Source organism: Cupriavidus cauae (assembly GCF_008632125.1).
In the GTDB taxonomy this organism is placed as follows: domain Bacteria; phylum Pseudomonadota; class Gammaproteobacteria; order Burkholderiales; family Burkholderiaceae; genus Cupriavidus; species Cupriavidus cauae.
Map to the genome: position 1 here is coordinate 257,263 of NZ_VWRN01000053.1, position 23,208 is coordinate 280,470.

Consider the following 23,208-nt stretch of genomic DNA (forward strand, 5'->3'; position numbering starts at 1 on the left):
CGGCGAAGGACCAGCAGGCCTTCGCGGTATATCGGGGAACCCGTTATTTTAGCGCGACCACGAAAAAAGGCCCGCTTGCGCGGGCCTTGGCACCTGGGACGCCGGCGTCGCCGCCTCGAGAATCGCTCGACTTCGGCGCTCGACTTCGGCGTTCGACTTCGGCGCTGTACCTCGGCGCGCCTTGCTGCTTCGGCGTGCCTTACTTCAGCGTCTTCAACCGGTTGCTGGCCGCCTGGGCGCCCTCGGTGCCGGGATACTTGGCCACCACCTGCTCGAGCGTCTTGCGCGCCGCCGCCTTCTGGTTCGATTCCAGCTGGTTGTTGGCGATGGCGATCATCGCGTCGGGCACCTTGGGGTGCGTCGGATTGGCCTGCACCATGTTCTGCAGCACCGTGATCGAGCCGCGGTAGTCGCGCTGGGCATACAGCGAATTGCCCAGCCAGTACTGCGCCAGCGGCAGGTACGGGCTCTGCGGATACTTCTTGATGAAGGCCGAGAAGTTGGCGCCGGCGCCCTTGAAGTCCCCGGTCTGGAACTGCTTGAGCGCGGCGTCGTACTCTGTCTTCTCGCCCGGTTGGGCCAGGCCCTGCTGGCCTTCCACGGTGACCTGCTGCGGCTCGAACTTCTTGAGCCGCGCGTCCAGGTCCGCGTAGTAGTCCTTCTGCTGGCGCTGCAGATTGGCGACCTCGTTCTGCAGCACCTCGTTCTGGCCCCGCAGGCGCGCCACTTCCTGGCGCATCCCTTCGAGCTGGTTCTGGATATCGATCTGGGCCCGGCTGTTCTGGTCGATCCGCTGCGAGGCAGTGGCTTGGAAGCCATTGAACTGCTCTCGCAGCGTGATGATGGCGCGACGCGCCTCGTCATCGTCGAAGACACCGGCCTGTGCCTGGGCGGCCGGCAACAGGCCGGCACAAACTGCGGCGACTAGCCACGACAGAGTAGAGACGCGTGCTTTCATGGATCGACTTTCTTCAGCGCGGGATCAACGGATCGAAACGAATCCAGACGGGAATCAATAGACGATGTCGGCGCGGCGGTTCTCGGCCCACGACGCTTCGTCATGACCCAGCGCCTTGGGCTTTTCCTTGCCCAGGCTCACGGCCTCCATCTGGCTCTCGGGCACGCCCATGGTCGCCAGCGAACGGCGCACCGCCTCGGCACGCTTCTGGCCCAGCGCCAGGTTGTACTCGCTGGTACCGCGCTCGTCGGTGTTGCCCTGGATCAGGATGCGGCGGCTGCGGTTGCCCTGCAGGTACTTGGCGTGCTCGTTCAGCATGCCCTGGTATTCCGGCTTGACGCTGTAGCTGTCGAAGTCGAAATAGACGCTGCGGCGGGCCAGCGGGCTGTTCGGGTCGTTCAGCGGATCGCGCGAGACGTCGACCGGCGCGACGGCGCGCGGATCGGTGGTCGAGGTGCCGCCGGTGCCGGCACCGGCCTTGGCGGAGTCGTCGAGCTTGACGCCCGACGAGCAGGCGCCGAGGGTCAGCAGAACGGCGATGGCGAGAGACTTGGTGATCATGTTGGACATGGTAGGAGGCTCCTGTTTCTGTTATTGCATGAAGGGGCCCCAGGACGGCTCGCGAACCTCGCCGGACTGGAGCGACAAAACCTGCTTGGTACGTCCATCGGTCGACACCGCCGCCAGCACCGCGCGACCGCCGACGCGAGTGGCGTAGAGAATGTACTTGCCGTTTGCGGCGAAGCTGGGCGCCTCGTCGTTGGCCGTGTCGGTCAGCGCGGTGACATCGCCGCTGCCCAGGTCCATCAGCTGCAGCTTGAAGCCGCCGCCGCGGCTAATGTACGCCAGTTGCTTGCCGTCCGGCGAAACCCGCGGGCTGACGTTGTAGTTGCCCTTGAAGGTCACGCGCTGGGCCGCGCCCGACTCCTCGCCGGCGGCCGGCATGCGGTAGATCTGCGGCGCGCCGCCGCGGTCGCTGGTGAAATAGATATGGCGGCCGTCCGGCGAATACTGCGGCTCGGTATCGATCGCGCTGCTGCGGCTCAGGCGGCGCAGCCCCGAACCGTCGGCACTGACCTGATAGATCTGCGTATTGCCGTCGCGCGACAGCGCCAGCGCCAGATGGCGGCCGTCCGGAGACCATGCCGGGGCGCTGTTGTTGCCCTTCTGGTTCGACACCAGCGTGCGGCGGCCCGTGGCGAGGTCATGCACATAGACCACCGGCTTCTTCGCCTCGAACGAGACATAGGCCACCTTGGCACCGTCCGGCGACCACGACGGCGAGATGATGGGCTCGTTGCTGGTCAGCGCGACGCGCGAATTCTGGCCGTCGGAGTCCGAGATCAGCAGCTGGAAGCGGTTGCCGACGCGCGAGACGTAGGAGAGCCGGGTCGCGAACACGCCGCGCTCGCCCAGCAGCTTCTCGTAGATATAGTCGGCGATCTTGTGCGCGGTCACGCGCAGCTGGTCCTGGCCGACGGTAAAGGCCAGGCCGCCCAGGCTGGCGCCCTTGACGGTGTCGTACAGGCGGAAGCGGACCTCGTAGCGGCCGCCGCCGGCCGGCGTGACGCTGCCGGCCACGAAGGCGTCGGCGCCGCGGGTCTTCCAGCCGGCCAGGTCGACGTTGGCGGTTTCCGGGACGGTGGCGCCGGCCACGTCGACGTTGCGGAAGCGCCCGCTGCGCTGCAGGTCGGCGCGGATGATCGCCGTCAGATTGGTCGGCGCCGCGCCTTCATTCTGGAAGTTGGCGACGGCAATCGGGAACTGGCTGGAGCCGACGCCGGAGATTTCGACGTTCAGCTGCGCGTGGGCCGTGCCCATCGTCAGCATCATGGCCAGCGCCATGGTGATCCAGGCGAGTACGGCCGCACGGACGGTGCGCCGGTTGGCGAGGGGGTTGGCTGGGGTGCGTTGGCGGAGGGCCAAAAGCGGTCGCATGCTGCTCCTCTATCTATATCGAGATCGTCAATCGATGCATCGGACGCGTCGGCAACGGCGCGCGGAGCGAGGCGCCGCCGGGCCGCGCCAGGCAACCGTCGATGGTAGCCAGCCGCCCGGCGGCCAGCGATCCCGGTTGCACTATGTTGCAAATCATACGCTTCCCTGCCTCAGTCCTTGGGCCGGAAAGTGATCGTGAAGCTGGACGGCGCCTTGCCGTTGTCGTCGCGCGGCAGCGGGTCGGAACGCTCGACCGCGCGCAGCACGGCGTTGTCCCAGGCCGAATTGCCGCTGGACTTGGACAGGCGGGCCGACAGCAGCGAGCCGTCCGGCGCCAGCGACACCGACACCACGGCGGTCGGGTTGCCCTGCACGTCCTCGGTAAAGACGATGTTCGGCTTGACCCGGCGGCGCACCTTGTCGGCGTAGCCCGGCGAGGCGCGGCCGCCCGAACCGGCGTTGTCGGAGGTGCCGCCGCCCGAGCCGCTGCCGCCGGCCAGCGCCTTCAGGCGGGCCAGTTCGGCCTGGCGCTGGGCGTTGGCGGCGGCCTCGCGCTTGGCCTTCGCCTCCGCGTCTGCCTTCGCCTTCGCCTTGGCCTCGGCGTCCGCCTTGGCCTTCTTCGCCTGCTCTTCCTTGCGCTCGGCCTGTTCCTTGCGCTTCTGCTCCTCGGCGCGCTGCTGGTCTTCCTTGCGCTGGGCCTCCTTGCGCTGTTCTTCCTTGCGCAGGGCTTCCTTGCGCAGGGCTTCCTTGCGCTGCGCCTCGCGCCGCTCGGCCGCCTCGCGTTCCTCGCGCTCCTGGCGCGCCTTGAGCTCGGCCTGCTTGCGCGCGGCCTCGCGCGCCTCGGCTTCGCGGCGCTTCTGGCGCTCGAGCGCGATGTCGGCGTCCTCTTCGGGCTTGGGCTGCGCCACGGGCGCCGGCGGCGCCGGCGTCGGCCGGGGCTGGGGCGGCGGCGGCTCCGGGGCCGGGGTATCGGGGACTTCCTCCCACAGCTCGGCTTCGACGCCGGCGGGGGTGCTGATCTGCCAGTTGACACCGTAGTACAGCACGATGGCCAGCAGCAGATGCATGAAGAGCGCCAGCAGGAAGGAGCGCAACGTGCCGCGTTCCTTGACCGGCTGATACGGATAGGAGTCGGCGGTCTTCATGGGAAAGGCTAACGGCAAGGTTCCGGGCGACATCCGGTCGTCATCCAGCGGTTACTTGGACTTGACCATCAGGCCGACGCGCTTGACGCCATCGGCCTTCAGTTCGGACATCACGTCGAGCACCGCCTCGTACTTCACCGCACGGGCGGCGGCGATCACCACCGGCTGGTCCGGGTTCTCGTTCTGGCGCTGGTGCACGAAGTCCAGCAGGCCCTTGGTGTCGAGCTTGCGCTCGAACGAGGCGCCCTCCGGGCTCTTGCCGCGCGCGGTCAGCGTGCCGTCCTCGTGCACGGTGACGACGATCGGCGGGGTCTTCTGCTGCGGCGTGGCGTCGGCCACGGTCGGCAGGTCCACCACGGCGGGGCTGACGATCGGCGCCGCCACCATGAAGATGACGAGCAGAACCAGCATCACGTCGATATACGGCACGACGTTGATGTCGGCGCTGGCCCGGCGGCGCGAGCCGCCGCGGCGCTGAATGGCTGCCATGCTGCGCTTCTCCTTGGCCTGGCCTTCAGCGGGTCTGCCGCTGCAGGATGTTGAGGAATTCTTCCATGAAGCTCTCGAAGCGGATCGCCAGCCGGTCGATCTCGGTCGCGTAGCGGTTGTACGCGATCACGGCCGGAATCGCCGCGAACAGGCCGATCGCGGTGGCCACCAGCGCTTCGGCGATGCCGGGCGCGACCGAGGCCAGCGTCGCCTGCTGGACGTTGGACAGGCCGCGGAACGCGTTCATGATGCCCCAGACCGTGCCGAACAGGCCGATGTAGGGGCTGACCGAGCCGACCGAGGCGAGGAACGGCAGGTGGGACTCGAGCACGTCCATCTCGCGCTGGTAGGCGGCGCGCATCGCGCGGCGGGCCGCGTCGAGCAGCGCGCCGGCGTCGTTGCTGCGCTCGCGCGCCTTCAGGTATTCGCCCATGCCGGACTCGAAGATCCGCTCGAGCGCGCCGGTGCTGTGCCGGTTGTTGGCTGCGCTGTGATACAGCGCCTGCAGGTCGCCGCCCGCCCAGAAATCGCGCTCGAAGCCCTCGGTCTGGGTGCGCGCGGCGCGCAGCGCCATGTGCTTGCGGAAAATATAGGTCCAGGAGAACAAGGACATGACGACCAGCAAGGCCATCACGGCCTGCGCCAGGAAGCTGGCGTGCATCACCAGCGTAAGGATCGACATGTCTTGCGTGACGGTCACGGGATTCATCGAGCGGTCTTGATGGTTGCGAGGACGGATGCGGGAATCGGCGCCGGGCGGAAGCTGTCGCGGTCCACGCATCCCACCCGGATCGTGCCCGCGGCCAGCATCAGCGGCCCGCGCCACGCTTCCTGGGCGAATTGGACCGAGGCCGGCCCGACCCGTTCAATACGGGTGCGGATCTCCAGCAGGTCGTCCAGCCGGGCGGGCGCATTGTATTCCACCGCCGTGCTGCGCACGACAAAGACCACGCCCGATTCGTCGGCGAGGGCCTGCTGCTCGATACCGAGCGAGCGCAGCCATTCGGTGCGCGCACGTTCGAAAAACTTTAGGTAGTTGGCGTAGAACACCACCCCGCCGGCGTCGGTGTCTTCCCAGTAGACGCGCAGCGGCCATACGAAATTCGTCATGGCCGCGATTGTAACGGACGCGGGCGCGGCTTCGGTGTCACACGGCGTCCGACAACGCAACGCCGGGCCGTCCTACAGACGGGCGGGCCCCTTCCGGCCCGCCAGGCCCGTCCCCAAGCACGTCCCAAGCCCCGTCCCAGGCGGCCTGGCCGGCTTGCGGCGAGCCGGGGCCTCGCGTAAACTCCGGCCAACCATTCCACCTTGCGCGACTGGCGAAGTCAGTGGGTACTACCACGAGGAAGCGCAAGATCTCTGGCGCCAAGCCACCGGAAGCGGTCCGAAGCCAGGGCGCGACGCCCGGCCCCGGCCCCTTGCGATAGCCGCCGCGCCTGCCGCTCGCCTGGGCCAGCGAATGGGAAGCAGGGTGCGCCCTGCGCCGCCAGTCCCGGGCCCCCGCCCAGGCCGGCGACGCGGTTCGCATGCGTCTTCCCCGCGCGCCCTACCGTCGTTCCGTTCCCGTATCCTTCGGTCAATCCGCCGTCATTGCACGGTTTTCACCGATCCTTCTACAGACGAGTTTTCGCCATGTTCGAACGCAGCCGCTACACGATCGACCAGATCGATCCCGAACTCTGGTCCGCCATCCAGCAGGAAAATCAGCGCCAGGAAGACCATATCGAGCTGATCGCCTCCGAGAACTACACCTCGCCGGCCGTGATGGCCGCGCAGGGCTCGCAGCTGACCAACAAGTACGCCGAGGGCTATCCCGGCAAGCGCTACTACGGCGGCTGCGAATATGTCGACGTCGTCGAGCAGCTCGCGATCGACCGCGTCAAGCAACTGTTCGGCGCCGAGGCCGCCAACGTGCAGCCGAACTCGGGCTCGCAGGCCAACCAGGGCGTGTTCTTCGCCGTGCTCAAGCCGGGCGACACCATCATGGGCATGAGCCTGGCCGAAGGCGGCCACCTGACCCACGGCATGGCGCTGAACATGAGCGGCAAGTGGTTCAACGTGGTCAGCTACGGCCTGAACGCCGACGAGGACATCGACTACGGCGCGCTGGAAAAGCTGGCCCAGGAGAAGAAGCCGAAGCTGATCATCGCCGGCGCGTCGGCCTTCTCGCTGCGCATCGACTTCGAGCGCATCGCCGCCGTGGCCAAGTCGGTCGGCGCCTATTTCATGGTCGACATGGCGCACTACGCCGGCCTGATCGCCGCGGGCGTCTACCCGAACCCGGTGCCGCACGCGGACTTCGTCACCACCACCACGCACAAGAGCCTGCGCGGCCCGCGCGGCGGCGTGATCCTGATGAAGGCCGAGCATGAGAAGGCCATCAACTCGGCGATCTTCCCCGGCATCCAGGGCGGCCCGCTGATGCACGTGATCGCCGGCAAGGCGGTCGCGTTCAAGGAAGCGCTGTCGCCGGAGTTCAAGGCCTATCAGCAGCAGGTCGTCAGGAACGCCCAGGCGCTGGCCGAGACGCTGATCGCGCGCGGCCTGCGCATCGTCTCGGGCCGCACCGAGAGCCACGTGATGCTGGTCGACCTGCGCGCCAAGCAGATCACCGGCAAGGAAGCCGAGAAGATCCTGGGCGACGCGCATATCACGGTCAACAAGAACGCGATCCCCAACGATCCGGAAAAGCCGTTTGTCACCTCGGGCATCCGCCTGGGTTCGCCGGCGATGACCACGCGCGGCTTCAAGGAAGAGGAAGCCCGCCAGGTCGCCAACCTGATCGCCGACGTGCTCGACAACCCGCACGATGCCGACAACATCGCGCGCGTGCGCGAGCAGGTTGCGGCGCTGACCAAGCGCTTCCCGGTCTACGGCTGATCGGCCGTCGCCGCGCGCGGCCGCTTCGGCGGGCGGCGCGCGGCCGCTCAACCTCCGCCTCCAGGTGGTCCGATGAAATGTCCCTTCTGCGGTCACTCCAATACCCAGGTGCTCGACACCCGCATGTCCGAGGAAGGCGATACCGTGCGCCGGCGCCGCCGTTGCGAGGCCTGCGATCGGCGCTTCACCACCTATGAGCGGATCGAGCTGTTCTTTCCGGCCATCGTCAAGAAGAACGGCAGCCGCGTCGATTACGCGCGCAGCAAGCTGAAGGATTCGATGCGGCTGGCCCTGCGCAAGCGGCCGGTCTCGGCCGAGGCCATCGACGAGGCGATCGCGCGCATCGAGGAAAAGCTGCTGGCGCTGGGACAGAAGGAAATCCCGAGCAGCCAGGTCGGCGAACTGGTGATGCGCGAACTGCGCAAGCTCGACAAGATCGCCTATATCCGTTTCGCTTCGGTGTACCGCAGCTTCGAGGACGTGTCGGAGTTCTCCGACGTGCTGGCTGAAGTCAGCTCGACCAACGGCAAGCGCTGAGGCGTTGCTTCGCGGCGGCGTGAGGGTGTTGCGGTTAGTCGGTGTTTGTCGATGCTTGTTGCGGTTGCCGCCGTTGCGGACGGTGTCGCCCGCTGTTGCAATCCTTGTCGAATCCTCCACGGTTCGAAACCTTATCCCCGCTCGCTGACGATTAATCTGGTCCCCGCTTGTCACGCACAGGACCAGAGCGATGGTTGCGATCCCTTCGGCGGCTTCGGCGTTGCCGACCGCTTCAGCGTTGTCGGCGGCTTCCGCGTTATCGAGCGCTTCGGCGTTTTCGACGGCTTCGGCGTTGTCCGCCGCTTCCGAGTTATCGACGGCTTCGGCGTTGTCCGCCGTTTCCCGGCTATCGACCGCTTCGGCGCCTTCCGGCACCGCAACTGCCGGCGCCCTTCCATGGCGCCCCGATTGCCGCCCCCCTTCTTGCCCTTGTTTGACTGACCGCCGGCGCCGCCACCGCGGCTACCTGCTGCTCGAAGCGCTGGTCGCGCTCGCCGTGCTCGGCATCGGCCTGCTGCCGCTGGCCGGGCTCGCCCCGACGGCGCTGCAATGGTGGCGCGAGCCCTTGCGGATCGGCCAGGCCCTGCGCCTCGCCGCCGAGGGCGCCGAACTGGCGGGGCTGGCGGGACCGGATGCCCTGCCGGATCCCGCCCGGCTCCCCGCGCTCGCGCGGACACCGGGCCTGCCGCCGCCACGCTGGTGCGCCTCGGTGCCGGCCGACGCGGCGCAATCGAGCTGTCCGGCCGGCCACCGCGTCGTCGTGGTCGGTCCGTTGCCGCCGGAGCCCCGCATAGGCAGCCGGGCCGATGCCGCCCAGCCCCGGACCGCGTTGCGCGCCATCGCGCTGCGGTTGCGGCCATGAGTACGACGGCTGCAACCATGAGCGCGGCGGTCGTCGCCCCGTGTGCAATCGGATCGAGCGTGCGCGGCAGCGCCGGTACGCCATGGCAGTCCGCGGCGACGGCCGGATGGTCGCTGGTCGAGGTGATGGTCGGCCTGCTGCTGGGCGCGCTGGCGAGCAGCGCGGCGGTGACGGCTTGGCTCACCATGCGATCCGCCTATGTCCTGGCCGCCGAGCAACGCGAACTGGAGCAGCGCGGCGGCGCCCTGCTGGAGGCGATTGCCGGGCTGCTGCGCCATGCGGGCTGGCATCCGGCTCCGACCGCCGCCCTGCCTCCGCCGCTGATCGGCCGCGACGACTGCGGCCAGCCGACGCTCGGCGACGCCCTGAGCTGCGGCAAACCCGGCGTCGCCGGCAGCGATGCGCTGCTGATCCGCTTCGGCGGCGACCATCCGTTTGGCGATCCGGCGGTGCCCGACCGCTACCTGTACGACTGCAGCGGTTACCCGGTCTCCATCGCGGTGGCCGCTACGGAAACCGCAGGGGCCTCGTCGCCGCAGGCGGCCGGCTACCTGACCGCCAACCTGCTGTACGTGGCCAACGACGCCGACGGCGAACCGCAATTGCTGTGCCGCTATCCCGGGCGCCGCGATGGTGGCAGTGGCAGCAGTAGTAGCGGTGGCGGTGGCGGTGGCGGTGGCGGTGGTGGTGGTGGTGGCGGTGGCGGTGGCGGTGGTGGCGGTGGTGGCGGTGGTGGCGGTGGTGGCGGTGGCGGCATTGGGGGCAGCGGCGGCACGACGTGGAGCACGGGCGCACTGGCCCGCGGTGTCGAGACCCTGCAGCTGCGCTATGGCGTCGACCGCGACGGCGACGGCCGCGTCGACACCTTCCTGCGCGCCAGCGAACTTGCCATCGGCGGACCGGATGCGTGGCGCAAGGTGTTGGCCGTGCAGATCGCCCTGGTGCTGCGCAGCGGGGCTGGCATGCCGGGCACGGCCGCGACGCCCTTGCCACTGCTGCCGCCACGCACGACTGGCGAGCAAGGCGACGATATCGCGTTTATGCCCCGCTCCCGGCCCACCGCTTCGCGGCGAGTGTTCGCCACCACGGTGTGGCTGCGCAATGCGCCGTTCTGTGCGGAGTCGACATGCTGAGATTCGACGACGATGCGATGCCGCCGCCAGCCGCACGCGGCGCCATCACGCTCATTTCCGTAGTCGTGCTGTCGACGATGACCCTCGCGCTGGCCGGCGCGCTGTTCGTGCTGCTCCTGGCCGGACATCAGGCGATCGGCCAGCGGCTGGAGCGCGAGATCGCGTTCCGCGGCGCGGAGGTCGCGCTGCGCGATGGCGAGCGCGATCTGCGCAGCGCAACTGCCGCCATTGCTGGGACTGCTGCGCCTGCTGCGACTGCTGCGCCTGCTGCAGCTGCTGCAACTGCTGCAACTGCTGCAACTGCTGCAACCGCTGCCACAGCTGCGACTACCGCCAGCCAAGCGCTCGCCGGCCACAACGATCGCCTCGCCTCATGGCCTGCGCCCGGCCATTGCGGCACGCAGGCGCAGCGCGGCCTGTGCAGCCCTGCCCCCGGGCAGCCCCCGCCGTGGCGGGCTTGGATGGACCAGGCCCTGCCCGCGGACGGCATCGGAGTGCCGATCGGAAACGTAACCGGTGCAACCCTGCCGCTCATCCCGCCGGAGATGGCCGGCGCGACCACCGTGCCGCGCTATCTGATCGAACGCCTGCCGCCGAAAAGCGCCGGCGGATCGGCGCCCGCCGGCGTGCCGGCGCAGCGCTATCGCATCACCGCACTCGGTCAGGGACGCGATCCGGCCGCGCGCGTCGTGCTGCAGACCGAATGGATCGAACCGGAACGGATCGATCCGCCTTCACGGCGTGGAGCGGCAAGCCAGCCGGAAGGCGGCCGCGTCCGGCGAATCGGTTGGCGCGAACTCGTCCCGCCATATCCGTCATGACGTCATGCCGCGTCATGAGGCCGCCATGAGGCGCCATGAAGCCCATGACCCTCCATGAGGTGCCGTGACCCTCCAGGGAGCGCCGTCACCCGCGATGACCCTCCGTGACCCCGCCGCCACCGTCCATGACCGCCAACCGCACCACCGCCTTCACGCTGATCGAGCTGCTGGTCGTGATCGTCATCGCCGCCATCGTCGCCGGCATCGCGGCCACCAGCTGGCATCGGCACCTGCAGCGCAGCTGGCGCGCGCAGGCGCGCACCGCGATGATCGCGGCGATGCTGGACCTGCAGCGCCACGCGATGGCCCGCGGCAGCTTCGCCGACGACAGCGGTCGCGGTCCCGCGGGACGCTGGCCACAGTGGGTCCCGCCGCCGCCTGCGCGTCCGCACTACCGGCTGGCGGCGCTGCCCTGCACCGCCGCCGGCCAGCGCGACGCCGACCTCGACCGCTGCATCGAACTGCACGCCTTCCCGCAATGGCCCGACGTCACTTGCGGCACGCTGATCCTGCGCAGCAGCGGCGAGTGGCTGGTGGAATCGCAGGACCAGGCGGGACCCGTACCATGGCCGGAGGGCTGCTGAGCGTCCGCGGCGGCGAGCGCGGGCGGCACCCCGCACGCTCGGCGGGCGCCACACTGATCGAATGGCTCGCCGCGATGGCGATCACGGCAACGCTGGCCGCTGCCGGCTACCCGTCCTATCGCGACGCGCTGGAGCGGCAGCAGGTGCGCCTGGCCGCCGACCTGCTGGCCGCCTCGATCGAGACGGCGCGCGAATTCGCGCTGGCCAGGCGCAGCACGGTTCTGCTGGCGCCGCAGCCCGGCTTCTCCGACTTCTCGCGCGGATGGCATATCGTCGCGAGGGAGGCCCGGGTGGCGGACGGGGCCACCGGGGCCACCGGGGCCACCGGGGCCATCGGAGCCACCAGGGCCAGCGGGGCCAGCGAGGCCACAAGGACCAGCCAAGCCCCCGACGCCCCGGTGCTGTCATCGGTGGGCCTGGCCGCCGCCTGCCTGCGCGTCGCGCTGCGCGCCACCGACGGCGGCCGCGCGCTGCGGCTGGCTCCTGTGGGATACTCTCGGTCGGAACGTGGCGGCTTCTATGCAGCCACCTTTACCCTGCGCTGCGGCCATGCGCAGCGTCAGGTCAGGCTCGGCGCGCTGGGCCGCTTGCGCATCTGTACGCCCGGGCACGACGCCGACTGCGACAGCCGCATCGACAGCGAGCCCTGAGCCGCAGACCGGCCACGACCTCGGCCCGGCATGCCGGGCCGATTTAGCCCGACCGACTTGGCCGACCGACTTGGCCGACCGACTTGGCCCGACCGACTTGGCCCGACCGACTTGGCCCGACCGACTTGGCCCGGCCGACTTGGTCCCAACCGAGTCAGCCAGCCCGACCACGCCACCCACGCCAGTCAAGACAACCGGCAGGAAAACCGCTTACTCATGTTCTCCGAAACCGATCACGCCGCCATGCAGCAGGCCCTCGCGCTCGCCGCGCGCGGCATGTTCATCACCACGCCGAATCCGCGCGTGGGCTGTGTGCTGACCAAGGGCGGCAAGGTGATCGGCGAAGGCTACACGCAGCCCGCGGGCCAGGACCACGCGGAGATCCAGGCGCTGAAGAACGCCGCCGCGCGCGGCATCGATCCCGCCGGCGCGACCGCCTACGTCACGCTGGAGCCCTGCAGCCATTTCGGCCGCACGCCGCCGTGCGCCGATGCGCTGGTGCGCGCCGGCGTCAAGCGCGTGGTCGCGGCGATGGAAGATCCGAACCCCACGGTATCGGGCCGGGGCCTGCAGCGGCTGCGCGATGCCGGCATCGACGTGCGCTGCGGCCTGCTGGAGAAGGAGGCGCGCGACCTGAACATCGGCTTCGTCTCGCGCATGACCCGCGGGCTGCCGTGGGTCCGCGTCAAGGTGGCGGCCTCGCTCGATGGCGGCACCGCGCTGCACGACGGCACCAGCCAGTGGATCACCGGCCAGGCCGCGCGCGACGATGGCCATGCCTGGCGTGCGCGCGCCTGCGCGATCCTGACCGGCATCGGCACCGTGCGCGACGACGACCCCCAGCTGACCGTGCGTGCCATCGACACGCCGCGCCAACCACAGCGCGTGCTGATCGACTCGCGCCTGGAGGTGCCGCTGGACGCGCGCATGCTGACGCCGGACACCGGCGAGTTCGCCAAGCCCGTGCTGGTGTTCTGCGCGATCGACGATCGTGCGCGCCGCACCGCGCTGGAGGCGCGCGGCGCCGAAGTGGTGGTGCTGCCCAACGCGCACGGCAAGGTCGAGCTGCGCCGCATGCTGGAGGAACTGGGCCGGCGGGGCATCAACGAGCTCCATGTCGAGGCGGGCTTCAAGCTCAACGGTTCGCTGATCCGCGAAGGCTGCGCCGACGAACTGCTGGTCTATCTGGCGCCCCGGCTGCTCGGCGACGCGCAGGGCATGTTCAACCTGCCGCCGCTCGCCCGCCTGCAGGACGCGCCGGCCTTCCGCTGGCACGATGTGCGGCAGATCGGCGACGACCTGCGGCTGATCGCGCGCCGCCATCCGGCGGGCTGAACGGCACGTCTCGCTGCGGGCTGCTAGCATGCCGCTTTCTCCTTGCTTTCTCCTTGCTTTCCCCTTCGCTTTCCCTCCCTGCTGACCAGACCATGTTTACTGGCATTGTGGCGGCCGTCGGCCGCATCGACTCCGTGACGCCGCTGGGCGACCAGAACACCGACAACGCCGGCGTCCGCCTGCGGATCGACGCCGGGGGCCTCGACCTGTCCGACGTGCAGATCGGCGACAGCATCGCCATCCAGGGCGCGTGCATGACCGTGGTGGCGCTGCAGCCGGGCCGGTTCGAAGTCGAGGTCTCGCGCGAGTCGCTGGACAAGACCACCGGCCTCGCGCAGCCCGGCCGGGTCAATCTGGAAAAGGCGCTGCGCCTGGCCGACCGGCTCGGCGGCCACTTAGTCTCCGGCCATGTCGACGGCCTGGGCGAAGTCACCCATTTCGCGCCGGTCGGCGAATCGCACGAGCTGCGCGTGCGCGCGCCGCGCGAGCTGGCGCGCTATCTGGCCTACAAGGGCTCGGTGGTCGTCAATGGCGTCTCGCTGACGGTCAACCGCGTGACCGACCACGCCGACGGCTGCGAGTTCTCGATCAACCTGATTCCCCATACGATCGAGGTGACCACGCTGCAGGACCTGCGGCCCGGCGCCAAGGTCAATCTGGAGATCGACCTGATCGCCCGCTATGTGGAGCGGATGCTGAGCGCCGAGGGCAAGCTGGGCTGAACGCCCGCTGGCGGGCACGCAGGGCTGCCGGGGCCGGATTGCCCCGTCCATCGGCGGGCCCATCCCTGGTCCATCTCCTTGCTATCCCCGCGGCCATCCCCCGGGCCATCCCCGCGGCCATCCCCGCCGCCATCCCCGCGGCCATCCCCGCGGCCATCCCCCGGGGCCATCCCCGAGGGCCATTCCCGGGCCGGCTCCGACCGGGCGCCTCGGGCGAACGCAGCCCCCGGCGCCCCTTGCCCCCGGCCCGCATCGCGTACAATGCCGGGTTAAACCGCGCGCCGCCCCGGCGCGCCGCAGTCGCCCCACGGGCCTCGCCCGGGGCCGCCCCGCCAGACTTTCCTTTGCCTACCTCATGACGATCGCCCCAACCGAAGACATCATTGCCGAGATCCGTGCCGGCCGCATGGTTATCCTGGTCGACGAGGAAGACCGCGAGAACGAGGGGGATCTGGTGCTGGCGGCCGATTTCGTCACGCCCGAGGCCATCAACTTCATGGCCAAGTACGGCCGCGGCCTGATCTGCCTGACGCTGACGCCCGAGCGCTGCCGCCAGCTGGAACTGCATCCGATGGTCAGCCGCAACGGCACCCCGCACGGCACCGCCTTCACGGTGTCGATCGAGGCGGCCGAGGGCGTGACCACCGGCATTTCGGCGGCCGACCGCGCCCGTACCGTGCAGGCAGCCGTCGCCCGCGACGCCAAGCCGAGCGATCTGGTCCAGCCGGGCCACATCTTCCCGCTGACGGCCCAGCCCGGCGGCGTGCTGATGCGCGCCGGCCATACCGAGGCGGGCTGCGACCTGGCCGCGCTGGCCGGCGTGACCCCGGCCGCGGTGATCTGCGAAATCATGAAGGACGATGGCACCATGGCGCGCCTGCCGGACCTGATCGAATTCGCCGAGCTGCACGGCCTGAAGATCGGCACCATCGCCGACCTGATCCACTACCGCAGCCGCACCGAATGCATCGTCGACCGCGTCGGCGAGCGCACCATGCAGACCCCGTACGGCACCTTCCGCAGCATCGCCTACCGCGACAAGCCCAGCGGCCACGCCCATCTGGCGCTGATCAAGGGCGACCCGCAGCGCGACCGCGAGACCCTGGTGCGCGTGCACGAGCCGCTGTCGGTGCTGGACCTGCTCGAGGTCTCGCGCACCACCCACTCGTGGACCGTGCCGGCCTCGCTGGAGGCGATCGGCGCGGCCGACAGCGGCGTGATGGTGCTGCTGAACTGCGGCGACAGCGCCGAGCGGCTGTTCGCGCAATTCAGCGCGCTGGACGAGCCGCAGACCCGCGCCCCGCGCAAGCCCGACCTGCGCACCTACGGCATCGGCGCGCAGATCCTGCGCGATGTCGGCGTCGGCAAGATGCGCGTGCTGGCCTCGCCGCGCAAGATGCCCAGCATGACGGGCTACGATCTCGAAGTGACCGGCTACCAGCCGATGAACGGCGACAACGACTGAGCGTCCCCCCAATACCGGCGGCCGGCCCATCCCGGGCGCGGCCGCCCACCGAACCCTGGAGAACGATATGGATCACGGTTTCTACCCGAGCAACCTGGACGGCGAAGGCCTGCGCATCGGCATCGTGCAGGCGCGTTTCAACGAGCCGGTCTGCGACGAGCTGCGCGAGGCCTGCGTGGCCGAGCTGGAAAAGCTGGGCATCGAAGGCGAAGACACGCTGGTGGTGACGGTGCCCGGCGCACTGGAAATCCCGCTGGCGCTGCAGAAGATGGCCGAGAGCGGCCAGTTCGACGCGCTGATCGCGCTGGGCGCCGTGGTGCGCGGCGAAACCTACCACTTCGAGCTGGTTTCGAACGAGTCGGGCGCGGGCATCACCCGCGTCGGCCTGGACTTCAACCTGCCGATCGCCAACGGCATCCTGACCGTCGATACCGACGCCCAGGCCCATGCCCGCACCCGCGAGAAGGGCCGCGACTGCGCCCGTGCCGCGGTCGAGATGGCGAACCTGGTGGCGGCGCTCGATTCGCTGCGCGGCCAGGACGACGAGGACGAGGACGACGATGAGTGACGCAGCACAGGGCGGCAAGCCTGCCGCCAAGTCCGGCCGCTCCGACGCCAAGGCGCCGCCCAAGAGCGCGCGCCGCCGTTCGCGCGAACTGGCGCTGCAGGGCCTGTACCAGTGGCTGCTGAACCGCAACGACATCGGCGCGATCCAGGCCCATCTGCACGACGCCCAAGGCTTCAACAAGGCCGACCGCGAGCATTTCGACGCGCTGCTCAATGGCGCCGTGCGCGAGGAAGAGCGGCTGACCGCCGCCTTCTCGCCGTTCCTGGACCGCACCGTCGAGGAACTGTCGCCGGTCGAGCGCGCCGCGCTGCTGATCGGCAGCTACGAGCTGGTGCATTGCATCGACATCCCGTACAAGGTCGTCATCAACGAGGCCGTCGAGCTGACCAAGACCTTCGGCGGCGTCGAGGGCTACAAGTACGTCAACGGCGTGCTCGACAAGGTTGCCGCGCAGGTGCGCGCCACCGAGGTCGCCGCCCGACGCTGACCGGCGCCCCGCCCCGCGGCATGCGCCGGACCGACACCCGCCCAGGCGGGTGTTTTCATTTCCGGCGATGATCGCGGGAGTGCGCCACACCGCGCCGGACCGCACCGCCCCGCGCCACGACGGCGCACCGCCTTACCCACCGATTCCAAGTTACCGCCATGGACCCACAGCGCCTCGCCACTGCCTCCCGCCTCGCCAACATCCGCGCCTTCCACGTGATGGAACTGGCCAAGCAGGCCGCCGAGCTCGAACGTGCCGGCCGGCACATCATCCATATGGGCATCGGCGAGCCCGACTTCACCGCGGCCGAGCCGGTGATACGGGCGGCGGAAGCGGCGATGCGTCGCGGCGTGACGCAATACACCGGCGCGCTGGGCATCCACGCGCTGCGCGAGGCAATCGCGGGCTACTACAAGACCGCCTACGGGCTCGATATCCCGGCCCGCCGGGTGATCGTCACCGCCGGCGCCTCGGGCGCGCTGCTGCTCGCCTGTGCGGTGCTGGTGGAGATCGGCGCCGAGGTGCTGATGCCGGACCCGAGCTATCCCTGCAACCGGCATTTCGTCGCGGCCTTCGACGGCGTCGCCCGCATGATCCCCAGCGGCCCCGCGGCGCGTTTCCAGCTGACCGCCGACCAGGTGCGCGAACACTGGACCGAATCGACCCGCGGCGTGCTGCTGGCCTCGCCGTCGAACCCGACCGGCACTTCGATCCTGCCCGACGAGCTGGATCGCATCCTCGCCGAGGTGCGGCAGCGCCGGGGCTTCGCCATCGTCGACGAGATCTATCAGGGGCTGTCGTACGACGGTCGGCCGGTGTCGGCGCTGTCGCTCGACGACAATGTCGTCACGGTCAACAGCTTCTCCAAGTACTTCAACATGACCGGCTGGCGGCTCGGCTGGCTGGTGGTGCCGGACGCGCTGGTGGCCGACTTCGAGAAAGTCGCGCAGAACCTGTTCATCTGCGCGTCCGCGGTGGCCCAGCACGCGGCGCTGGCCTGCTTCACGCCCGAGGCGCTGGCGATCTACGACGAGCGCAAGGCCGAGTTCCAGCGCCGGCGCGACGCCATCGTGCCCGCGCTCGAAACGCTGGGCTTCGGCGTGCCGGTCAAGCCCGATGGCGCCTTCTATGTCTACGCCGACTGCCGCGGCGTCCAGCACCCGGCCGCCGGCGATTCGGACCGGCTGACGCAGGCGATGCTGCACGATGCCGGCGTGGTGCTGGTACCCGGCCTGGACTTCGGCCCGCATACCGCGCGCGAGTGCATCCGCATCTCGTACGCGACATCGATGGCCCACATCGAGGAAGCGATGCGGCGGCTCGGCAAGCTGTTCGGGAAATAGAGATAGCGATAGGGCAATCGCGACGGCGGGCCATCGAGCCCGCCAAAACAGCCCGCCAAAACGAAAGCGGCGCAGCCAACCAGGCTGCGCCGCTTTTCTTGACCGCGCGCTTTCGACCGCGCGCCTTCTACCATGCGCGGACCCGCCGCGCCGGCATCAGGCCTTGCGGGGCGTCTGCGCCGCCTCCAGCTCGAACTTCTCCGGCTCGGGCGTATGCTCGGCCTGCGTCTTGGTCGACGACGGACCCGGCAGCGACTCGGTCGCGTCCGGCGTCGCCGCCGGCGCGTTGCCGCGGATGCCCAGCACCTGGCGCAGCTTCGCGCGCTCGGCCAGCACCTTGGCGCCGTAGCCGCCATCGGTGGCCGTGGTGGCGCCCACGTAGTACTTCAGGCCGCCTTCGATCGAACCGGCGCGGGCGATGCAATCCTTCAGCACCAGCGCACCGATCTTGATGTTGGCGTAAGGATTGAGCGCGGCCGCGACGCCGCCGACGTGCTCGTACTTGTCTTGGTGGACCTTGGTCATGACCTGCATCAGGCCCTGCGCGCCCACGCCGCTCTCTGCGTACGGATTGAAGCTGGACTCGATCGCGATCACGCCCAGGATCAGCAGCGGATCGATACCGACCTCGCGGCCGGTCAGATAGGCGGCCTTGACCAGTTGCGCGGTCGCCTGCGCGGCCACGCGGTACTTGCGCGCGATGTACTCGGCCACCGCGGCCTGTTCGCGCGCGCTGGCCAGCGCGCTGCTGTAGCGCGCGTCCAGGGCCACGCGCTGGGCCGGGATACGGGCCGCCAGATGGGCGACCGACGGCACCTTCGACTGGCTGGCATTGGCCCACTCGCCGACGCCCGACACGCTCGGCAGACCCACCCCCGCCACGGCCGGCACTGCGGCGCCGCCCGCCGGCACCGCTGGCACCTTCACCGCCGGCAGCAGCTTGGCGGCCGCCACGTCGGCCGTGCTGGCATGCACCGGCGCCGACGCGGTCGCCGCCTCCAGCAGGATGGCGGGCGCCTCGTTGCCGGCCAGCATGCCGGCCAGCGCGGTGCGCCATTCCTGGCTGACCGACAGCGAAATACCGGCCACTACCGCGATCAGACCCGCGCTGTTCAGCGCGTATTTCAACGTTGCGCGACCGCTGCGCAGTGCGCGGCCCGCGACCGGATGCGCGAGACGAACCTGCAGGGCACGCCGCACACCGGGAACCGGTTGCCTGAAGCGGACCTGCAACGCCCGCCCGACACCGGGAAGATGAAGGGTTTTCCAACCACTCATGCTTACCTCCATGCGCCGCCGGCTCCCGGTCCTGCAGGGCATTCGCCCACGCATGGCCGTCCACTGGCAACGTAGTCAAGTAAGGATGTCGCACCGCCTTGCAGGGGCGATCGGCATCTGTTGTTGGTGGGCGCTCCCCAAGCGCCCAGCGATTAGCAGAGGAGGCTCTTGGGGTAGCCTGCCCTGCTGCGAAGACTCAAGACGCGCCGGTCATTGCCGGCGGTGATCGGAGGGACCTCCCTTGTAGCGGTCCGCTCTGGTTGATCCAACGTGGTGATCTGCGTTACACCCCTTGACAGGATCGAAAAGTTCGTTGTTGCAACGCAGCACACCTTTGAGCAGACGCGATTGTAAAAACCGTTTTATATCGAGTCAAGAATTAAAGAACGAAAAACAATTCCTTTTTGTTATAACGAATCCCCGCTACGGTGGGGTGAAAGAATCACTCAGCTGGCCGCAATCGTAGTGCTGGCCTAGGATGTCCGGCCCTGCTCGTCCGCCTGTCTTTCAAAAAAACTTACAATTTGCCGGTACGCTGTGCCGCAAAATTTTTCTTCGGAAGCGGTCGAATATGGACCGCACTTCACTCAGATTGACGCTCCGACGAGCGTGGCGCTCTCGCCGCGCCCCTCGCCCAACCACAAATTCCTGATGCAATACAAAGACTTGCGCGATTTCATCGGTCAACTCGAACAGCAGGGCGAGTTGCGGCGCATCGCGGCGCCGGTGTCACCCGACCTCGAAATGACCGAGATCTGCGATCGCCTGCTGCGTGCCGAAGGGCCCGCCGTGCTGTTCGAGAAGCCCGCGCGCGGGGCCACGGCAGCCGGTGAGGCGATTTTCGACATGCCGGTGCTGGCCAATCTGTTCGGCACGCCACGCAGGGTCGCGTTGGGCATGGGCGCGGAATCGCTGGCCGATCTGCGCGACATCGGGCGCGTGCTGTCGGCGCTCAAGGAGCCCGAGCCGCCGCGCGGCCTGCGCGAGGCCGGCAAGCTGTTCACGCTGGTCAAGTCGGTCTGGGACATGGCGCCGAAGAAGGTGTCGAGCCCGGCCTGCCAGGAGATCGTCTGGGAGGGCAATGACGTCGATCTGGCGCGCCTGCCGATCCAGAAGTGCTGGCCCGGCGACGCCGCGCCGCTGATCACCTGGGGCCTGGTGGTGACCAAGGGCCCGCAGAAGAAGCGGCAGAACCTGGGCATCTACCGCCAGCAGGTGATCGGCCGCAACCAGGTCATCATGCGCTGGCTGGCGCACCGCGGCGGCGCGCTGGACTTCCGCGAGCACGCATTGGCCAATCCGGGCAAGCCGTTTCCGATCGCGGTCGCGCTGGGCGCGGATCCGGCCACGATGCTCGGCGCGGTGACGCCGGTGCCCGATACGCTGTCCGAATACCAGTTCGCCGGCCTGCTGCGCGGCAGCCGTACCGCGCTGGCCGGCTGCCTGACGCCGACGCTGTCCGAGCTGAGCGTGCCGGCCTCGGCCGAGATCGTGCTCGAAGGCCATATCCAGCCCGATCCGACGCATCCGTCCGGCTACCAGCACGCGCTGGAAGGTCCGTTCGGCGACCACACCGGCTACTACAACGAGCAGGACTGGTTCCCCGTCTTCACCATCGACCGCATCACGATGCGGCGCGATCCGATCTATCACTCGACCTACACCGGCAAGCCGCCCGACGAGCCAGCCGTGCTCGGCGTCGCGCTGAACGAGGTGTTCGTGCCGCTGCTGCAGAAGCAGTTTCCCGAGATCACCGACTTCTATCTGCCGCCCGAGGGCTGCAGCTACCGGATGGCGGTGGTGCGCATGAAGAAGCAGTACGCCGGCCACGCCAAGCGGGTGATGTTCGGCGTCTGGAGCTTCCTGCGGCAGTTCATGTATACGAAGTTCATCGTGGTGGTCGACGACGACGTCGACGTGCGCGACTGGAAGGAGGTGATCTGGGCGATCACCACGCGGGTCGACCCGACGCGCGATACGGTGCTGGTCGACAACACGCCGATCGACTACCTGGACTTCGCCTCGCCGGTGTCGGGGCTCGGCTCCAAGATGGGCATCGACGCCACCGACAAGTGGCCCGGCGAAACCACGCGCGAATGGGGACGTCCCATTCAGATGGATGCGGCGATCAAGACCCGTGTCGACGGCATGTGGGAGACGCTGTTCGAACGGCCGGCCGGCGGTTGAGGGCCGAGGGCCGAGGGCCGAGGGCCGAGGGCCGAGGGCCGAGGGCTGAGGGCTGAGGGCTGAGGGCTGAGGGCTGAGGGCTGAGGGCTGAGGGCTGAGGGCTGAGGGCTGAGGGCTTGGGGGCTTCAGGGCTTGAGGGCTTGAGGTGCCCGAGACCCTGAGCGTCCGGCGCCCTCGGGCGTCCTGGACGCGGCCGCCGCCATCCCCAGCTATCATCTGCAACCAGAACTGATTACAGGAGACCACGATGGCCAATGCGCTAGACCGAATCCAGGACCGTGCCCTAGTCCGCAGCCAGTCCTATGTCAACGGCGAATGGGTCGGGGCCGACAACGGCACCACCTTCCCGGTGATCGACCCGGCCAACAACCAGGAACTGCTGCAGGTCGCCAACCTGGGCGCCGCCGAAACCGAGCGCGCGATCGCCGCCGCCGAGGCCGCCTGGCCGGCCTGGCGCGCGAAGACCGCCAAGGAGCGTGCCAACCTGATGCGCCGCTGGTTCGATCTGCTGATCGCCCACGCCGACGACCTGGCCGCGCTGATGACCGCCGAACAGGGCAAGCCGCTGGCCGAATCGAAGGGCGAGGTCGTCTACGGCGCGTCCTTTATCGAGTGGTTCGCCGAGGAAGCCAAGCGCGTCAGCGGCGACGTGCCGGCCTCGACCTGGGCAGACAAGCGGATGGTGGTGCTGAAGCAGCCGATCGGCGTGTGCGCGTCGATCACGCCGTGGAACTTCCCGATCGCGATGATCACGCGCAAGTGCGCGCCCGCGCTGGCCGCCGGCTGCACCATCGTGGTCAAGCCGGCCGAGCAGACGCCGCTGTGCGCGCTGGCGATGGCCGAACTGGCGCACCGCGCCGGCATCCCGGCCGGCGTGATCAATATCGTCACCGGCGATGCCGACCAGTCGATCGCGATCGGCAAGACGCTGTGCGCGTCGCCGGTGGTGCGCCATCTGTCCTTCACCGGCTCGACGCCGGTGGGCCGCATCCTGATGGAGCAATGCGCGCCGACGGTCAAGAAGATCGCTCTGGAGCTCGGCGGCCACGCGCCCTTCATCGTGTTCGACGATGCCGATATCGATGCCGCTGTCGAAGGCGCGATCGCGTCCAAGTACCGCAATGCCGGCCAGACCTGCGTCTGCACCAACCGCTTCTATGCGCACGAGTCGATCTACGACGAGTTCGTCGCCAAGCTGGCGCGGCAGGCCGAAGGCCTGCGCGTGGGCAACGGCTTCGACGCCGGCGTGGCACAGGGTCCGCTGATCGACGACCAGGCGGTGCAGAAGGTGCGCCAGCATATCGACGACGCGACCTCGCGCGGCGCCCGCCTGCTGACCGGCGGCAAGCTGGTGGAAGGCCTGGGCTCGGGCCGCTTCATCGCGCCGACCGTGCTGGCCGACGCCACCCCCGAGATGCTGATCTCGCGCGAGGAAACCTTCGGCCCCGTGGCGGCCGTGTTCAAGTTCCGCGACGAGCAGGAAGCCGTGGCGCTGGCCAACGCCAGCGAGTTCGGCCTCGCCTCGTATTTCTACAGCCGCGATATCGGCCGCGTCTGGCGCGTGGCCGAGCAGCTCGAATACGGCATGGTCGGCATCAACACCGGCCTGATCTCGAACGAGGTGGCCCCGTTCGGCGGCGTCAAGCAGTCGGGCCTCGGCCGCGAGGGCTCGACCTACGGCATCGACGAGTACCTGGAACTGAAGTACCTTTGCCTCGGCGGCATCTGACCCGTCCGACCGCCTCGCGGGCGCCGACGGCGCCCGCCCCCACCCCTTGAGCCATCCAGGTCCCGCGCAGCCATCGGCACGCGGGCGCAAACAA

Annotated in this window: 24 protein-coding genes; 16 read left to right on the top strand and 8 right to left on the bottom strand. The window is 69.1% G+C overall.

Features of this window, described 5'->3' with window-relative positions:
- Positions 1-199: 199 nt before the first annotated feature.
- The 7 genes from ybgF to ybgC all read right to left on the bottom strand — a co-directional run bounded on the left by ybgF (position 200) and on the right by ybgC (position 5,640).
- Positions 200-958, bottom strand: coding sequence for a tol-pal system protein YbgF (ybgF, locus tag F1599_RS20155; RefSeq protein ID WP_149317788.1), 759 nt, complete (start codon positions 956-958; stop codon positions 200-202).
- Positions 959-1,012: 54 nt separating this feature from the next.
- Positions 1,013-1,519, bottom strand: coding sequence for a peptidoglycan-associated lipoprotein Pal (gene pal, locus F1599_RS20160; RefSeq protein ID WP_149318008.1), 507 nt, complete (start codon positions 1,517-1,519; stop codon positions 1,013-1,015).
- 30 nt (positions 1,520-1,549) lie between these two features.
- A complete protein-coding gene (tolB, locus tag F1599_RS20165) occupies positions 1,550-2,803 on the bottom strand; it encodes a Tol-Pal system beta propeller repeat protein TolB (protein ID WP_223819783.1) in 1,254 nt (417 codons plus the stop codon).
- Between the two features lie 263 nt (positions 2,804-3,066).
- Positions 3,067-4,041: a cell envelope integrity protein TolA gene (gene tolA / locus F1599_RS20170; RefSeq protein WP_150084232.1), complete on the bottom strand. Its 975-nt coding sequence runs from the start codon at positions 4,039-4,041 to the stop codon at positions 3,067-3,069.
- A gap of 51 nt (positions 4,042-4,092) precedes the next feature.
- Positions 4,093-4,530: a protein TolR gene (gene tolR / locus F1599_RS20175; protein ID WP_149317785.1), complete on the bottom strand. Its 438-nt coding sequence runs from the start codon at positions 4,528-4,530 to the stop codon at positions 4,093-4,095.
- A 25-nt stretch (positions 4,531-4,555) separates the two neighbouring features.
- The gene (gene tolQ / locus F1599_RS20180) at positions 4,556-5,239 is read right to left on the bottom strand and encodes a protein TolQ (RefSeq protein ID WP_023264902.1); all 684 of its coding nucleotides are present in this window, start codon (positions 5,237-5,239) and stop codon (positions 4,556-4,558) included.
- Positions 5,236-5,640, bottom strand: coding sequence for a tol-pal system-associated acyl-CoA thioesterase (gene ybgC, locus F1599_RS20185; protein ID WP_149317784.1), 405 nt, complete (start codon positions 5,638-5,640; stop codon positions 5,236-5,238). Before ybgC ends, tolQ begins: the two co-directional genes overlap by 4 nt.
- A 525-nt stretch (positions 5,641-6,165) precedes the next feature.
- Here ybgC and glyA point away from each other — a divergent pair.
- The 14 genes from glyA to F1599_RS20255 all read left to right on the top strand — a co-directional run bounded on the left by glyA (position 6,166) and on the right by F1599_RS20255 (position 17,920).
- Positions 6,166-7,413: a serine hydroxymethyltransferase gene (glyA, locus tag F1599_RS20190; protein ID WP_150084233.1), complete on the top strand. Its 1,248-nt coding sequence runs from the start codon at positions 6,166-6,168 to the stop codon at positions 7,411-7,413.
- Between the two features lie 72 nt (positions 7,414-7,485).
- Entirely contained in the window at positions 7,486-7,950 is a 465-nt protein-coding gene (gene nrdR, locus F1599_RS20195) for a transcriptional regulator NrdR (protein WP_149317782.1), read from the top strand.
- Between the two features lie 51 nt (positions 7,951-8,001).
- Positions 8,002-8,391: a hypothetical protein gene (locus F1599_RS25980; protein ID WP_190286416.1), complete on the top strand. Its 390-nt coding sequence runs from the start codon at positions 8,002-8,004 to the stop codon at positions 8,389-8,391.
- On the top strand, positions 8,384-8,812 hold the full coding sequence (locus tag F1599_RS20200) for a prepilin-type N-terminal cleavage/methylation domain-containing protein (protein ID WP_190286417.1): 429 nt from the start codon (positions 8,384-8,386) through the stop codon (positions 8,810-8,812). Before F1599_RS25980 ends, F1599_RS20200 begins: the two co-directional genes overlap by 8 nt.
- A gap of 17 nt (positions 8,813-8,829) precedes the next feature.
- Entirely contained in the window at positions 8,830-9,945 is a 1,116-nt protein-coding gene (locus F1599_RS20205) for a PilW family protein (protein WP_190286418.1), read from the top strand.
- A complete protein-coding gene (locus F1599_RS20210; RefSeq protein ID WP_150084236.1) occupies positions 9,939-10,766 on the top strand; it encodes a pilus assembly protein in 828 nt (275 codons plus the stop codon). The genes F1599_RS20205 and F1599_RS20210 overlap by 7 nt, the downstream gene beginning before the upstream one ends.
- 125 nt (positions 10,767-10,891) lie before the next feature.
- Positions 10,892-11,350, top strand: coding sequence for a prepilin-type N-terminal cleavage/methylation domain-containing protein (locus tag F1599_RS20215; RefSeq protein WP_150084237.1), 459 nt, complete (start codon positions 10,892-10,894; stop codon positions 11,348-11,350).
- Positions 11,332-12,000 carry a pilus assembly FimT family protein gene (locus F1599_RS25985; protein WP_223819784.1) on the top strand — a complete coding sequence of 223 codons (669 nt, stop codon included), beginning with the start codon at positions 11,332-11,334 and terminating at the stop codon, positions 11,998-12,000. Before F1599_RS20215 ends, F1599_RS25985 begins: the two co-directional genes overlap by 19 nt.
- Before the next feature lie 216 nt (positions 12,001-12,216).
- Positions 12,217-13,335 (top strand): bifunctional diaminohydroxyphosphoribosylaminopyrimidine deaminase/5-amino-6-(5-phosphoribosylamino)uracil reductase RibD, encoded by a 1,119-nt coding sequence (gene ribD / locus F1599_RS20225; protein WP_149317777.1) that lies wholly within the window; start codon positions 12,217-12,219, stop codon positions 13,333-13,335.
- Positions 13,336-13,427: 92 nt separating this feature from the next.
- Entirely contained in the window at positions 13,428-14,057 is a 630-nt protein-coding gene (locus F1599_RS20230) for a riboflavin synthase (RefSeq protein WP_150084238.1), read from the top strand.
- 355 nt (positions 14,058-14,412) lie between these two features.
- Entirely contained in the window at positions 14,413-15,522 is a 1,110-nt protein-coding gene (ribBA, locus tag F1599_RS20240; RefSeq protein WP_150084240.1) for a bifunctional 3,4-dihydroxy-2-butanone-4-phosphate synthase/GTP cyclohydrolase II, read from the top strand.
- Positions 15,523-15,589: 67 nt separating this feature from the next.
- Entirely contained in the window at positions 15,590-16,090 is a 501-nt protein-coding gene (gene ribH, locus F1599_RS20245; RefSeq protein WP_149317774.1) for a 6,7-dimethyl-8-ribityllumazine synthase, read from the top strand.
- Positions 16,083-16,577: a transcription antitermination factor NusB gene (gene nusB / locus F1599_RS20250; RefSeq protein WP_149317773.1), complete on the top strand. Its 495-nt coding sequence runs from the start codon at positions 16,083-16,085 to the stop codon at positions 16,575-16,577. Before ribH ends, nusB begins: the two co-directional genes overlap by 8 nt.
- Before the next feature lie 158 nt (positions 16,578-16,735).
- A complete protein-coding gene (locus F1599_RS20255; protein WP_150084241.1) occupies positions 16,736-17,920 on the top strand; it encodes a pyridoxal phosphate-dependent aminotransferase in 1,185 nt (394 codons plus the stop codon).
- A gap of 156 nt (positions 17,921-18,076) precedes the next feature.
- Here F1599_RS20255 and F1599_RS20260 read toward each other — a convergent pair whose 3' ends face one another.
- Positions 18,077-19,198 carry a lytic transglycosylase domain-containing protein gene (locus tag F1599_RS20260; protein WP_149317771.1) on the bottom strand — a complete coding sequence of 374 codons (1,122 nt, stop codon included), beginning with the start codon at positions 19,196-19,198 and terminating at the stop codon, positions 18,077-18,079.
- A 651-nt stretch (positions 19,199-19,849) separates the two neighbouring features.
- Between F1599_RS20260 and ubiD the strand changes: the two genes are divergently transcribed.
- Positions 19,850-21,385: a 4-hydroxy-3-polyprenylbenzoate decarboxylase gene (gene ubiD / locus F1599_RS20265; protein ID WP_150084242.1), complete on the top strand. Its 1,536-nt coding sequence runs from the start codon at positions 19,850-19,852 to the stop codon at positions 21,383-21,385.
- Between the two features lie 247 nt (positions 21,386-21,632).
- Complete coding sequence (locus tag F1599_RS20270) at positions 21,633-23,114, top strand: NAD-dependent succinate-semialdehyde dehydrogenase (protein WP_150084243.1); 1,482 nt, start codon at positions 21,633-21,635, stop codon at positions 23,112-23,114.
- The last annotated feature ends 94 nt before the right edge of the window (positions 23,115-23,208 follow it).